Genomic DNA, 14,139 nt, shown 5'->3' with positions numbered 1-14,139 from the left:
ACCTCGCCCCGACCATGCCGCAGCTGATCCTCGTCCGCCATGGCCAGAGCGCCTGGAACCTCGAAAACCGCTTCACCGGGTGGTGGGACGTCACCCTGACGCCGCAGGGCGAAGCCGAGGCCAAGGCCGCGGGCGAACTCATCGCCGCGAAAGGCCTCGACGTCGATCGCGGGTTCACCAGCGTGCAGACGCGCGCGATCAAGACGCTCAACATCGCGCTGGAGGCGATGGGGCGGCTGTGGATCCCGGTCACCAAGCACTGGCGCCTCAACGAGCGGCACTATGGCGGGCTGACCGGCCTCGACAAGGCGCAGACCGCCGCCCGGCACGGCGACGACCAGGTCAAGATCTGGCGGCGGAGCTTCGATATTCCGCCGCCCAATCTCGACGTCGGATCGGAATATGACCTCGCTCAGGATCGGCGTTACGCCGGGGTGACCGTGCCGCGGAGCGAAAGCCTCAAAGACACGATCGCGCGGGTGCTGCCCTATTGGGAGAGCGACATCGCGCCCGCGCTGCGGCAGGGGGAGCGGGTGATCATCTCCGCCCACGGCAACAGCCTGCGCGCGCTGGTGAAGCATCTGTCGGGGATCAGCGATGCCGACATCGCCAGCCTCGAAATTCCGACCGGGCAGCCGATCGTCTACGACCTCGACGACGAACTCAACGCGCGCGACCGCTATTATCTGTCGGAACGTTAGAAGCTGCCGCTGACCGAAAGAAGCAGGAACGGCGAGATGCGGCGTTCCTGACGTTCGGTGAAGTCGAGCGCCACGTCGCGGCGCGGGGCGAACACGTCGCGGCTGATCGCCTCCCGAGCGCCCAGAAGGTTGCGCACCGTCGCGCGCACGGTGAGGCCCAGCACGTTCTTATGTTCGATGAAGCTGCTCCACACCGGACGCGTCAGGCGGGAGAGAAAGATCTGGTCCGGACGATACATCGCCGCGCGATCGTCGATCGTCAGTGACGTGCCCCACGCGAGCGGCGTGGCGGGAACGTCGTGGCGCAGGTCGATCGTCATGCGAGTGATGAGGTCATTGCTGATCGGACGCTGCTCCCCCAACAGCGGGTCGCGTACCGAACTGTCGCCCAGCTCCACGTCGGCGGTGAGCCGCGCCCCGGCGAACCCGAACCGGTCGAGGTTGAACGTACCGCGACCGATCACCGACGCGCGGTGGGCTGAGGGAAGATTGCCGACCGCCGCCAACGACGGCCCGACCGGGATATAATCGACGATGTCGCTGATCGCTTCGTAGCGAGCGCCGACGGTCAGCGAACCAGCCGCGCCCAGCGTGCGGGTCGCCAGCACCTCCCCGAACCAGCTTTGCGCGGGAACGAGGTCGGCGTTGCTGCCGAGCTGCGCGCCCTGCTGCAGGTTCACGCGGGCGGAAAAATCCCCGAACGACAGCTGGCCGACGCGGCGTTCGATGGCGGCGTTGACCGTCCAGCGGGGCGACGCCGTCCACGCGAGCGCCAGCGCTCCCTTGGGCCGCACGAAGTCACGGCGGGACTGACCCGCGAGGCGCAATCGGCTGAATTCGCCGCCGAGTGTCGCCTGCAGGGTAAGCCCCGGGCTGAAGGTGAAGCGTCGGCTCGCGCTCGCCTCCGCCCGCCATTCGTCGACATATACGGTGCCGCCGGGCAGCGAGCTGAAGGCGACCGGCCGATCGCCCCTTATCGCGCCGATCCGGCTGTCGAGGTCGAGGAAATTATAGGCGCCTTCGATCGCCAGCGTCCAACCGCGCGCGGTCGTCAGTTCGCCGCGCAGCACGCTTTCGCCGTAGCGTTCGTCGACGCTGAGCGCGGTGCCAGCGTCCTCCTCGCCCGGTCCGCGGTAGCGGTAACTGTATCGGTCGCGGGTTTCCCCGGCGCCAAGCCGCTGCAACCCGATGAGTTTGATGGTCGCACCGGCCGAGATGGGGAAGGCGTAATCGCCGCTCGCCTCGCTCGACCAGCCGTCATAATTGCCGAGATAGCTGTCGTCGAACGGCGGTTCGAAGCGTGGCAGATCGGCGGCGCCGTCGATACGGATGCGGTCGCGGCTGTATTGCGCGGACAGGGCGAGATTGAGCGCGCTGCCGTCGCCCCACGCCCGGCCGATCGAAGCGGCGAGCTTGGGTGCCTGAAAATCATATCGCGCCAATTCATCGCGTTCGTAGAGCAGCGCGCCGTCAGCCCGCGTCAGCGTCTGCAGGCCCGCCCCGCCGCGCAGCGCGCCGTCGTTGGAGAGGCTGAACGACACGTCGCTCGCGCCCAATCGCCCGCTGAGCGAAACGCGGCCCGAGAGGAGGTTGGCGCCCAGCACGGGGCGAAATTCGGGAACCCAGCGAAATTGCCCGGTCAGACCCGACGGGATGGTGACGACGTTGGCGACGCGGCCGGTAAGCCCGGGGATCGACAGCGTTGCGCCATCGACGACCTCGATGCGCGCGATGGCGCTGGCGGCTATGCGGGCGAGCACCGCTTCCGCGTCCTGATCCTTGCCGGCGATGCGCTGGCCGTTGATGAGGATGTTCTGGCTCGCCTGCCCGAGCCCGCGCGCGTCGCTGACCGCTGAGATGCGGAAGTCCGGAATCTGCCGTACCATGTCGAGCGCGCTGCGTGGCGCGAAGCGTGCGAAGTCGGCCGGGGTAAAGGTTTCGGTGGCGGACGTTCCCGCAGTCACGGCGGTCGCAGGTGTGTTGGATGTTGCGTCCGCGCTCGGCGGCGAAGCGACGGTGACCGCAGGCGATGACGCGCCATCCTGCGCCAGGGCGGCGCCCGAATAGCTCAGCGCGATCGCACTGGCGCCCAGGCGCAACAGTGACGGCTCGCGCCCCGCTCCCGACAACCCCTGTCCTCCCTCATCCGCGCAAGCTGTCGACCGCCCGCCTAAAGTCGAAGGCGTGCCACAATTCTCGACCAATGCAACCAGTCAGGTTCGCAGCAGATCGTTGATGGCGGTCTTGGCGCGCGTTTGCGCATCGACCCGCTTCACGATCACCGCGCAGGCGAGCGCCGGACCCGGCGAGCCGTCGCGCAGCGGGCGGCCGGGGAGGGTGCCGGGGACGACGACGCTGTAGGCGGGCACGCGGCCTACGAGCATCTCGCCGCTGTCGCGATCGACGATTTTGGTGGTGGAGGACAGGAACACGCCCATCGCGAGCACTGCGCCGCGTTCGACGTGAACGCCCTCGACCACTTCGGAGCGGGCGCCGATGAAGCAGTCGTCCTCGATGATCACCGGCGCCGCCTGCAGCGGTTCGAGCACCCCACCGATACCGACCCCGCCCGACAGATGGACGTTGGCGCCGATCTGCGCGCAGCTGCCGACGGTCGCCCAGGTGTCGACCATCGTGCCCGGCCCGACATGAGCGCCGATGTTGACGAAGCTCGGCATCAGCACCGTGTCGCGGCCGATGAAGGCGCCGCGGCGGGCATAGGCGCCGGGCACCACTCGCACCCCGGCGGCGGCGAAGCGATCCGCGTCCCAGTCGGCGAATTTCGACGGCACCTTATCGTACCACGGGCCGGGGCGCGCTTCGGAGCCGCGGTAAAGCGGGATCGATTCGATCAGCGCGTTGTCGCTGAGGCGGAACGACAGCAGCACCGCCTGCTTGGCCCATTGGTTGACCCGCCACTGATCGGGTCCGAGCCCGTCACCGACCGGCTCCGCTACCCGCAGCGTGCCCTGGTCGAGCGCATTGAGCGCGGTCTCGACAGCGTCGCGCACTTCACCCCGCGTCGCCGGGCCAATGCTCGCGCGCTCGTCCCAGGCGGCGGCGATGACCGCTTCCAGCTGTGCGAAATCGGTCATGTCAGCGGATCCTCTCGAGCGCAGGGACGACCCGCTCCAGCCAGGGGCGAAGGTCGGCGATAATGTGGTCGGTGTGCGCCGCCGAATGGCCGCGATCACCGCTTTCGGAGCCGTTCGCCAGCCACACCGTCGTCATGCCGAGCGCATGCGCCGGCGCGAGGTTGCGGCTCATGTCGTCGAACAGGCACGCGCGCGCCGGTTCCAGGCCATCGATCATCGTCGCGAGCGTTGCGTAGCTGCGTGGCTCCGGCTTGGGCACATAACCGCAGGCGGTGATGTCGACGATGATCTCGAACAGGCCCGTGAGGCCGCGTCGCTCCAGCACCTCTTCGGCGTAGGAACGGTTGGCGTTGGTGAAGATGTGCTTTCGGCCCGGCAGCCGCTCGATCAGCGCCCGCAGATGTGGGTCGGGCTGCAGCCGTGCCATGTCGACCCGGTGCACATCGGCGAGGAATTCCTCGGGGTCGATGGCATGGTGCCGCATCAGTCCGGCCAGCGTGGTGCCGTGATCGTGGAAATAGAGCTTCTGAACGCGCCGTGCCTCGACCGCATCGCAGCCCAGCAGGCGCATGATGTAGGCGCCCATGCGCTGGTCGACCTGTGCAAACAGACCGATGTCCGGCGAATACAGCGTGTTGTCGAGGTCGAACAGCCAGTCGTCGACCTGCGCGAGCGTCGCGCGGGCGCGCCCGTTGGGTGGCGATGGCGTGGGGGAGGGGAGGGATTCGCGCAGCACCGCCGCGCCTTTGCCGCCCGTCCGCGCCGACGCAAGCGCCGGATCGAAATTCAGTTTTCCGAAAGTCTTTGTGCCCAATCCCTGCACATTGCATCTCGCACAGGAGAAGCGGTCGCCCAGCGTGCCGCACAGACGAAGGGGGGCGGGCAGGATGGTGGGCGCGTGGATGAACGGACGGCTCCTGCGGTTGAGCGGGACCGCGCTGGCGGCGCTGTCGCTCGCCGGCTGCGGCGGGGGCAACGGTGGGATCGCGACCTTGCCGCCCCCTCCAACCAGCACCCCGTCGCCCGCGCCGGTTCCGGCCCCTGCTCCGGCACCTGCGCCTGCGCCTGCGCCCACCCCGACGCCCACGCCGGTCGCCTCGCCTTATGAGTTCACCAACACGGCCGAATATCGGCGGTCCGACGGACCCGCGTATCACAATGCCGTTTCTGCCTGGGTGGTCGGAGCGACCGGAAAAGGCGTGACGGTGGGCGTCATCGATTCGGGCTTCGACGCCGACAGCCCGGAATTCATCGGCCGCTTCCATCCGCTGTCGACCGACGTCACCGGCGCCGGGCGAGGCTATGACGAGGCCGGCGGCGACGGGCACGGAACCAACGTCGCCCAGGTGCTGCTCGGGGCTCGCAACAACCTCGGCACCATGGGCATCGCCTTTGATGCGACGCTGCTTGCGCTCCGGGCCGACCGTGCCGACAGCTGCACCGACACATCGACCACCACCGAAAGCAAGTGCCGCTTTCCCGACAGTGCGATCGCAGCGGGAATCGATCGCGCGATCAGCGCCAATGCGCGCGTCATCAACATCTCGCTCGGCGGAGGGACGGCGGGCAGCCAGGTGCTTTCCGCCATTCAGCGCGCGGCGGCGGCCGGGATTGTGGTGATCGTCGCGGCGGGCAACGACGGCGACGGATCGAATACGGCCGTCGACCCCAATCAGCCCGACCCGTTCGCCTCCAGCATCGCGTCCGCGGGGCAGGGGATGGTGATCATCGCCGGCGCGGTCGACAAGAATGGCGTGATAGGCGACTTCTCGAACCGCGCCGGGGCCTACGCCAATCAATATCTCAGCGCGTTGGGTGTGCGGGTCTGCTGCGATTACGAGAACGGCCAGATCCGCACGACCACCGATGCGACCGGGACCTATGTCTACCTGCTCAACGGAACGTCATTTGCGGCGCCGCAGATTTCGGGAGCCGCGGTGCTGCTCGCGCAGGCGTTTCCCAATCTCACCGGGCGGCAGATCGTCGAACTGCTGCTGACGAGCGCGCGCGAGGCAGGCAACCCCGGAACGGATGCGGTGTTCGGGCGCGGCATCCTCGATATCGCGCGGGCTTTCGCGCCACAGGGCAGCGCGACTCTGGCGGGAAGCAACGCCGCGCTGCCGCTCGATCAACTCGCCGGGATGGGCTCGGGCGCGACCGGCGACGCCACCACCAGCGGCGTCGCGCAGACGGTGGTGCTCGACAGCTATGGTCGCGCCTACGCGGTCGATCTTGCCAAGCTGCACCGCTCCGCGCCCGTCCGCCCGCGGCTGGCCGCTGCGCTGGCGGACCCGGTGCGGCAGGTGGGCGCTAGCGTCGGCGCGACGGCGGTGTCCGTGTCGCTGCGCCAAGGCGGGCTCGTCGACATTGCGCCGCTCGCGCTCGGCCCGCACCAGCGCCAGCAGGCACGGGCCATTGCAGCGGGGGTGGTGAGCCGGATTTCGCCCAATACGTCGGTCGCGTTCGGCATCGGTCGCGGCGGCGACAGCCTGTTTGCCCCGGCCAGCGCGGCCCACGCGGCCCCCTTCCTGCTGGCGAGCGGCGCGCAGTCGCTCGACCGAATCGGTGCGCGGGGAACGCTTGCCGGCGGGGCGCGTCGCCTCGCGTTCGGTGGAGCGGTCACCGCGACGCTGGAGGAAGGGCGCATCGACCCGCTGCTCAGCGGCGGACGGCAAGGCCGCTTCGATGCCTTCGACGGCGACTATCGCTATCACGTCGCCCGCGTACGCTACGACCGCGGGGTCGGACGGCTCGATCTGCATGGTGGCGCGTCGCTGATGACCGAACGCGATACGCTACTCGGCGCGCGGCTGCTCCCCGGACTGGCACCGGTCGGGGCGAGCACGTTGTTTTTCGATGCGGGGGCGGGGGTCGCGCTTTCGCCGTCCTGGCGGATCGATGGTGAATGGCGCGAAGGCTTCACGCGCGCCGGGCAGGGCGGCGTGGCGGCACGCGGCGCAACGGTCCGCTCGCAGGCATGGAGCATGACGCTCACTGGCAGCAACCTGGTGAGCCGTGGCGACCGTCTGGCGCTCCGTTATGCGCAGCCGTTGGCGGTGACCGGGGGCGCGCTGGCGCTCGAGGTGCCGGTTGCCTACGATTATGCGACGCTCGCGCCGACGATGGGCAACGTCAGCCTGTCGCTCGCGCCGAAACAGCGCGAACGCGTGGCCGAAGCGGTGTGGAGCGCGCCGCTGGCGGTCGGATCGCTCTCGCTCGGGGGTTACTGGCGCACCCACCCCGAGCATCGCAGCGACGCGCGCGACGATCTCGGCGCAGCGGTGCGGCTCGCGCTCGGCTTTTGACGGCGGCCGCCGATTGACCCGGCGGCCCCCTTCGCCTACAGGCGCGCTCGTCCGAGTCAGGGGGCGACAGCCTTCGGCCGGGCGCTACAGACGCCTGAACACTGTTCAAGCCGGGATCGACGTGGCTCCGGGGCGCCCTTCAGGGATGCCCGCCGGAGTCTTTGCGCTTGTCGGGGTGTGCCCCGTCTGCGCGATGCCGGTGACCGCGCTTGGGCAGAGTAACCAGACTCAAGGTGAAGACTTCATGCCTACGATCAACCAGCTCGTCCGTAAGGGTCGCGAGCTGCAGAAGACCAAGTCCAAGGTCCCCGCGATGGAGGCCAACCCGCAGAAGCGTGGCGTGTGCACCCGCGTGTACACGACGACCCCGAAGAAGCCGAACTCGGCGCTTCGCAAGGTCGCCAAGGTCCGCCTCACCAACAGCCGTGAGGTGATCACCTACATCCCCGGCGAGGGCCACAACCTGCAGGAGCACAGCGTGGTGCTGATCCGCGGCGGTCGTGTGCGCGACCTTCCGGGTGTGCGCTATCACGTGCTGCGCGGCGTGCTCGACACGCAGGGTGTGAAGGATCGCAAGCAGTCGCGTTCGAAGTACGGCGCCAAGCGTCCGAAGTGATTGCGTGCGGCGCGCGGTTTGTCCGGCGCGCCGCTGACATTGGTCTTACCGCTGCCCGCCGCCCGACATACCGAGCGTGGCGTCCCAGCGAACGAAGGAATTACCCATGGCCCGTCGTCGTCGTCCCGAACGCCGCGAAGTCCTGCCCGATCCCCGTTTCGGTGATGAGGTGCTGACCAAGTTCATGAACTCGATCATGTACGATGGTAAGAAGTCCGTCGCCGAAGCGATCGTCTATGGCGCGCTCGACACCGTCGAACAGCGTGCGAAGCGCGAACCGCTGGGCGTGTTCCACGACGCGCTCAACAACGTGAAGCCGGGAATTGAGGTCCGCAGCCGCCGCGTCGGCGGTGCGACCTACCAGGTGCCGGTCGAGGTGCGTCACGAGCGCGCCCAGGCGCTCGCCATCCGCTGGCTGATCGACGCCTCGCGCAAGCGCAGCGAACCGACGATGGCCGCGCGCCTGTCGGGCGAACTGATGGACGCCTCGAACAATCGCGGCAACGCCGTCAAGAAGCGCGAAGACACGCACCGCATGGCGGAAGCGAACCGCGCCTTCTCGCACTACCGCTGGTAACAGCATCGGCGGCGGGGCGACCCGCCGCCGGCCTTACTCCCCGCCTCCCTCCCTCGGAGACAGATCATGGCCCGCAGCCATCCGCTCGAGAAATACCGTAACTTCGGCATCATGGCGCACATCGACGCCGGCAAGACGACGACGACCGAGCGCATCCTCTACTACACCGGCAAGTCCTACAAGATCGGCGAAGTCCATGACGGGGCCGCGACGATGGACTGGATGGAGCAGGAGCAGGAGCGCGGGATCACGATCACGTCGGCCGCGACGACCTGCTTCTGGAACGACCACCGGCTGAACATCATCGACACCCCCGGCCACGTCGACTTCACCATCGAAGTCGAACGTTCGCTGCGCGTGCTCGACGGCGCAGTCGCCGCGTTCGACGGCGTTGCCGGCGTGGAGCCGCAGTCGGAAACGGTGTGGCGCCAGGCCGACAAGTACGGCGTGCCGCGGATGTGCTACATCAACAAGCTCGACCGCACCGGCGCCAATTTCTATTATTGCGTGCAGACGATCATCGACCGTCTCGGCGCGACCCCGGCGGTGCTGTATTTGCCGATCGGCGCCGAAGGTGACTTCGTCGGCCTCGTCGACCTCATCAACGAACGCGGCATCGTCTGGAAGGACGAGAGCCTTGGCGCCGAGTTCGAATATACCGACATCCCCGCCGACATGGCCGACAAGACCGCGGAGTATCGCGAGAAGCTGATCGAGCTGGCCGTCGAGCAGGACGATGCGGCGATGGAGGCCTATCTCGAAGGCACCATCCCGTCGGCCGACGAACTCAAGGCGCTGATCCGCAAGGGCACGCTGGCGCAGGCGTTCGTGCCGGTGCTGTGCGGCTCGTCGTTCAAGAACAAGGGCGTGCAGACGCTGCTCGACGCGGTCGTGGACTTCATGCCCTCGCCGCTCGACATTGCCGATGTGCAGGGCGTCAACCCCGACACGAACGAGCCCGACAGCCGCAAGACCGCGGACGACGCGCCCTTCTCGGCGCTGGCGTTCAAGATCATGAACGATCCCTTCGTGGGCTCGCTCACCTTCTGCCGCATCTACTCGGGCACGCTGACCAAGGGCAGCTACCTGAACTCGGTGAAGGACAAGAAGGAAAAGATCGGCCGCATGCTGCTGATGCATGCCAACAGCCGCGAGGACATCGAAGAAGCGTATGCGGGCGACATCGTCGCGCTCGCGGGCCTCAAGGAAACCACCACCGGGGACACGCTGTGCGCCGAACGTGCGCCGATCATCCTCGAGCGGATGGAATTCCCCGAGCCGGTGATCGAGCTGTCGGTGGAGCCGAAGACCAAGGCCGATCAGGAAAAGATGGGCATCGCGCTCAATCGCCTCGCCGCCGAAGATCCCTCGTTCCGCGTGTCGACCGACCATGAATCGGGCCAGACGATCATCAAGGGCATGGGCGAGCTTCACCTCGACATCCTCGTCGATCGCATGAAGCGCGAGTTCAAGGTCGAAGCGAACGTCGGTGCGCCGCAGGTGGCCTATCGTGAGAGCCTCGCGAAGCCGGTCGAGATCGACTACACCCACAAGAAGCAGTCGGGCGGCTCGGGCCAGTTCGGCCGCGTCAAGGTGCAGGTCGCGCCCGGCGAGCGTGGTTCGGGCATCACCTTCCTCGACGAGATCAAGGGCGGCAACATCCCGCGCGAGTATATTCCGTCGGTCGAGAAGGGCATGCGCGAGAGCGCCGAGAACGGCCATATGATCGGCTTCCCGATCATCGACTTCGAGATCAAGCTGGTCGACGGTGCGTACCACGACGTCGACTCGTCGGCGCTGGCGTTCGAAATCGCCGGCCGCGCGGCGATGCGCGAAGTCGCCGCCAAATCGGGCATCAAGCTGCTCGAGCCGGTGATGAAGGTCGAGGTGGTCACCCCTGAGGAATTCATGGGTGACGTCATCGGCGACCTCAACTCGCGTCGCGGGCAGATCCAGGGCACCGACAGCCGCGGCAACGCGCAGGTCGTCGAGGCGCAGGTCCCGCTCGCCAACATGTTCGGCTACGTGAACCAGCTGCGCTCCTTCACCCAGGGGCGTGCGCAGTACACGATGCAGTTCTCTCATTATGAGGAAGTGCCGCAGAACGTTGCCGACGAGGTGAAGGCGAAACTTGCCTGATCGGACCCAAGCGAGTAATGGCCGCGCCTGATTCCGGTCGCGTGCGGCGCTCGCTTCACTGGAACCCATCGAAAATCTGAGGAACCCCAATGGCCAAGGCTAAATTTGAGCGGAACAAGCCGCACGTCAACATCGGCACCATCGGTCACGTCGACCATGGCAAGACCTCGCTGACCGCGGCGATCACCAAGGTGCTGGCCGAAACCGGCGGCGCGACGTTCGTCGACTACGCCAACATCGACAAGGCGCCGGAAGAGCGCGAGCGCGGCATCACCATCTCGACCGCGCACGTCGAGTATGAGACCGAAAACCGCCACTATGCGCACGTCGACTGCCCGGGTCACGCCGACTATGTGAAGAACATGATCACCGGCGCGGCGCAGATGGACGGCGCGATCCTGGTCGTGTCGGCGACCGACGGCCCGATGCCGCAGACCAAGGAGCACATCCTGCTCGCCAAGCAGGTCGGCGTGCCGCAGATGGTCGTGTTCATGAACAAGGTCGACCAGGTCGACGACGAGGAAATCCTCGAGCTCGTCGAACTGGAAATCCGCGAAGAGCTCTCGAAGCGCGACTTCGACGGCGACAACATTCCGATCATCAAGGGTTCGGCGCTCGCCGCGCTCGAAGGCACCAACGACAAGATCGGTCGTGAAGCCATCCTCGAGCTGATGCGCGCCGTCGACAGCTGGATCCCGCAGCCGGATCGTCCGGTCGACCAGCCGTTCCTGATGCCGATCGAAGACGTGTTCTCGATCTCGGGTCGCGGCACCGTGGTGACCGGTCGCGTCGAGCAGGGCGTGGTCAACGTTGGCGACGAAATCGAAATCGTCGGCATCAAGGACACGGTGAAGACCACCTGCACCGGCGTCGAAATGTTCCGCAAGCTGCTCGATCGCGGCGAAGCGGGCGACAACATCGGCGCGCTGCTGCGCGGCACCAAGCGTGAAGACGTGGAGCGCGGCCAGGTCCTGGCGAAGCCGGGTTCGATCACCCCGCACACCGAATTCAACGCGGAAGTGTACGTGCTGTCGAAGGACGAAGGCGGCCGTCACACGCCGTTCTTCAACAACTATCGTCCGCAGTTCTACTTCCGCACCACCGACGTCACCGGTGAGGTCGTCCTCCCCGAGGGCACCGAGATGGTGATGCCGGGCGACAACATCACGATCGGCGTGAAGCTGATCGCGCCGATCGCCATGGACCAGGGCCTGCGTTTCGCGATCCGCGAAGGTGGCCGCACGGTCGGTGCCGGGGTTGTCAGCACCATCACGAAGTAATATAGGCCAGCCCGCACCGCCCGGATCGACAGATTCGGGCGGGCGGAAATTCAGCCGGTCTGAAGATTTGCGGGGGTGCCCCTAGTCGGGCGCCCTCCTCTTTTTGAGGCCGGCGGCGCTCTTTCGCATCGGTAAGACGGGATCGTACGGGTTTTTCCATGGACACGCAGAACATCCGCATTCGCCTCAAGGCCTTCGACCATCGTGTGCTCGACCAGGCCACCAATGAGATTGCGGAGACCGCGCGTCGCACCGGCGCGCTGCTGCGCGGCCCGATCCCTCTGCCGACGCGCATCGAACGCTTCACCGTCAACCGCGGACCGCACATCGACAAGAAGTCGCGTGAGCAGTTCGAGGTGCGCACGCACAAGCGGCTGCTGGACATCGTCCAGCCGACCGCCGCGACGGTGGAAGCGCTGATGAAGCTCGACCTCGCGTCGGGCGTGAACGTCGAAATCAAGCTGGCCTGATCGGCCGGCCGCCGGAGCAGCCGGGCGCTTCAGGGCGCCGCTCCGGGTCCCCCGCCTTCGGGCAGGGATGACGGAAATCAGGTGGATACCTCCGGGCAAGCGCCCGGGCATGCGTCCCCCGCCGTCGTCGGCTTCTAAACGGAGCGGGCGACACTGCAGCCCAGGCGGGGCGAGGCATCATTCGTGGGCTGTGCACGCCCCCTGACCGTGAGGGTTCGGGGGCCTCTGTAGGAGCAACGGATCATGCGTACCGGCGTGATCGCGAAGAAGGTCGGAATGACGCGGCTGTTCCAAGAGGACGGCCGCCACGTTCCCGTGACGGTTCTCGCGCTCGAAGGGTGCCAGGTGATCGGTCAGCGTGACGCGGACAAGGACGGCTACACCGCCGTCATGGTCGGCGCCGGGACCGCCAAGGCCAAGAATGTCAACAAGCCGCAGCGCGTCGCGTTCGGCAACGCCGAGATCGCGCCCAAGGCGAAGGTCGTGGAGTTCCGCGTGGCGGACGACGCGCTCGTCGAAGTCGGCATCGAAATCTCGGCGGACCATTTCGTCGCCGGCCAGATGGTCGACGTCTCCGGCGTCACGCAGGGCAAGGGCTTTGCCGGTCCGATGAAGCGCTGGGGCTTCGGCGGCATGCGTGCGACGCACGGCGTGTCGATCAGCCACCGTGCGCATGGTTCGACCGGTAACCGCCAGGATCCGGGCCGCGTCTTCAAGAACAAGAAGATGGCCGGCCACATGGGCGCGCGCAATCGCACCCAGCAGAACCTCGAGATCGTGCGCACCGACGCCGAACGTGGCCTGCTGTTCGTCAAGGGCTCGGTCCCGGGGCACAAGGGCGGCTGGCTGTTCGTCAAGGACGCGGTCAAGGTCGCCCGTCACGGCGAGGCGCCCTACCCGGTCGCCGCGCGTTCGGCGAAGAATGACGCTCCGGTCGTGGCCGACACGCCGGCGGAAGATACCGCCGCGGTGACCACCACCGACGAAGCGAGCGAGGGCTAACACGCCATGAAGCTTCCCATCCACAATCTCGACGGCTCGACCGGTTCGGGCGAGATCGAGCTCAACGACGCGATCTTCGGCGTCGAGCCGCGGACGGACATTCTCCACCGCGTCGTCACCTGGCAGCTCGAGAAGCGCCGTGCTCCGGCGCGCGCCACGCGCGAGCGGTCGGAGGTGTCGCGCACCGGCAAGAAGTTCGGCAAGCAGAAGGGCGGCGGCACGGCTCGTCACGGCGATCGCGCGGCCCCGATCTTCATCGGCGGCGGCAAGGCGCACGGCGCTCGCGCCCGCACCTTTGGCCACGACCTCAACAAGAAGGTTCGTGCGCTGGGGCTGAAGATGGCGCTGTCGGCCAAGGCGCAGGGCGGCGGTCTTCGCATCGTCGACAGTCTCGACGTTGCCGAGGGCAAGACCAAGTCGCTGGTCGGCCAGCTCGAAAAGAACGGCGCCAAGAGCGTGCTGTTCATCGACGGCGATGCGACCAACGTCAGCTTTGCGCGGGCGTCGGCGAACCTTGCGGGGGTCAACATGCTTCCGTCGATGGGTGCCAACGTCTACGACATTCTGAAGCACGACCAGCTGGTGCTCACGCGCGCCGCGGTCGAGGCCCTGGAGGCGCGGTTCAATGGCTAAGGCAAAGACCACGGCCGCGGTCGACACGCGTCACTATGACGTGGTGCTGAGCCCGGTCATCACCGAAAAGTCGACGCTGCTGTCGGAGCACAACGCGGTTGTGTTCCGGGTGGCGAAGGACGCGACCAAGCCGGCCATCAAGGCGGCGGTCGAGGCGCTGTTCAACGTCTCGGTCACCGGCGTCAACACGATGGTCGCCAAGGGCAAGACCAAGCGCTGGAAGGGTCGTCCCTACACGCGCTCGGACGTGAAGAAGGCGGTCGTGACGCTGGCCCAGGGCCAGTCGATCGACGTCACCTCGGGCATCTGAGGCGGACGGGA

Annotated in this window: 13 protein-coding genes; 10 read left to right on the top strand and 3 right to left on the bottom strand. The window is 67.2% G+C overall.

Annotated features, from left to right (window positions below):
* The first annotated feature begins 14 nt into the window (after window positions 1–14).
* Window positions 15–701 carry a 2,3-diphosphoglycerate-dependent phosphoglycerate mutase gene (gene gpmA / locus ACRYJK_RS08280; RefSeq protein ID WP_482667054.1) on the top strand — a complete coding sequence of 229 codons (687 nt, stop codon included), beginning with the start codon at window positions 15–17 and terminating at the stop codon, window positions 699–701.
* On the opposite strand, the gene ACRYJK_RS08275 is transcribed toward gpmA, so the two are convergent.
* The 3 genes from ACRYJK_RS08275 to ACRYJK_RS08265 all read right to left on the bottom strand — a co-directional run bounded on the left by ACRYJK_RS08275 (window position 698) and on the right by ACRYJK_RS08265 (window position 4,529).
* Window positions 698–2,800, bottom strand: a complete 2,103-nt coding sequence (locus ACRYJK_RS08275; protein WP_482667053.1) for a TonB-dependent receptor plug domain-containing protein — start codon at window positions 2,798–2,800, stop codon at window positions 698–700. The genes gpmA and ACRYJK_RS08275 overlap by 4 nt on opposite strands.
* A 114-nt stretch (window positions 2,801–2,914) precedes the next feature.
* Window positions 2,915–3,796: a 2,3,4,5-tetrahydropyridine-2,6-dicarboxylate N-succinyltransferase gene (gene dapD, locus ACRYJK_RS08270; RefSeq protein WP_482667052.1), complete on the bottom strand. Its 882-nt coding sequence runs from the start codon at window positions 3,794–3,796 to the stop codon at window positions 2,915–2,917.
* 1 nt (window position 3,797) lies between these two features.
* Window positions 3,798–4,529, bottom strand: coding sequence for a pyrimidine 5'-nucleotidase (locus ACRYJK_RS08265; protein WP_482667425.1), 732 nt, complete (start codon window positions 4,527–4,529; stop codon window positions 3,798–3,800).
* A 169-nt stretch (window positions 4,530–4,698) separates the two neighbouring features.
* On the opposite strand from ACRYJK_RS08265, the gene ACRYJK_RS08260 reads away from it, so the two are divergent.
* The 9 genes from ACRYJK_RS08260 to ACRYJK_RS08220 all read left to right on the top strand — a co-directional run bounded on the left by ACRYJK_RS08260 (window position 4,699) and on the right by ACRYJK_RS08220 (window position 14,128).
* Window positions 4,699–7,101, top strand: coding sequence for a S8 family peptidase (locus ACRYJK_RS08260; RefSeq protein WP_482667051.1), 2,403 nt, complete (start codon window positions 4,699–4,701; stop codon window positions 7,099–7,101).
* Window positions 7,102–7,345: 244 nt separating this feature from the next.
* Window positions 7,346–7,717 carry a 30S ribosomal protein S12 gene (gene rpsL, locus ACRYJK_RS08255; RefSeq protein ID WP_482667050.1) on the top strand — a complete coding sequence of 124 codons (372 nt, stop codon included), beginning with the start codon at window positions 7,346–7,348 and terminating at the stop codon, window positions 7,715–7,717.
* A 106-nt stretch (window positions 7,718–7,823) separates the two neighbouring features.
* On the top strand, window positions 7,824–8,294 hold the full coding sequence (gene rpsG / locus ACRYJK_RS08250; RefSeq protein WP_482667049.1) for a 30S ribosomal protein S7: 471 nt from the start codon (window positions 7,824–7,826) through the stop codon (window positions 8,292–8,294).
* A 66-nt stretch (window positions 8,295–8,360) separates the two neighbouring features.
* Window positions 8,361–10,433 (top strand): elongation factor G, encoded by a 2,073-nt coding sequence (fusA, locus tag ACRYJK_RS08245; RefSeq protein ID WP_482667048.1) that lies wholly within the window; start codon window positions 8,361–8,363, stop codon window positions 10,431–10,433.
* Window positions 10,434–10,522: 89 nt separating this feature from the next.
* Entirely contained in the window at window positions 10,523–11,713 is a 1,191-nt protein-coding gene (gene tuf, locus ACRYJK_RS08240; RefSeq protein ID WP_482667047.1) for an elongation factor Tu, read from the top strand.
* Window positions 11,714–11,871: 158 nt separating this feature from the next.
* Window positions 11,872–12,183: a 30S ribosomal protein S10 gene (rpsJ, locus tag ACRYJK_RS08235; RefSeq protein WP_482667046.1), complete on the top strand. Its 312-nt coding sequence runs from the start codon at window positions 11,872–11,874 to the stop codon at window positions 12,181–12,183.
* A 243-nt stretch (window positions 12,184–12,426) separates the two neighbouring features.
* The gene (gene rplC, locus ACRYJK_RS08230) at window positions 12,427–13,185 is read left to right on the top strand and encodes a 50S ribosomal protein L3 (RefSeq protein WP_482667045.1); all 759 of its coding nucleotides are present in this window, start codon (window positions 12,427–12,429) and stop codon (window positions 13,183–13,185) included.
* Window positions 13,186–13,191: 6 nt separating this feature from the next.
* Entirely contained in the window at window positions 13,192–13,818 is a 627-nt protein-coding gene (gene rplD / locus ACRYJK_RS08225) for a 50S ribosomal protein L4 (protein ID WP_482667044.1), read from the top strand.
* Window positions 13,811–14,128, top strand: a complete 318-nt coding sequence (locus tag ACRYJK_RS08220) for a 50S ribosomal protein L23 (protein WP_482667043.1) — start codon at window positions 13,811–13,813, stop codon at window positions 14,126–14,128. Before rplD ends, ACRYJK_RS08220 begins: the two co-directional genes overlap by 8 nt.
* Window positions 14,129–14,139 lie beyond the last annotated feature (11 nt).

The sequence above is a fragment of the Sphingomonas sp. BLHR8 genome, from assembly GCF_056821725.1.
This window is presented reverse-complemented; position numbering and strand designations above follow the sequence as displayed.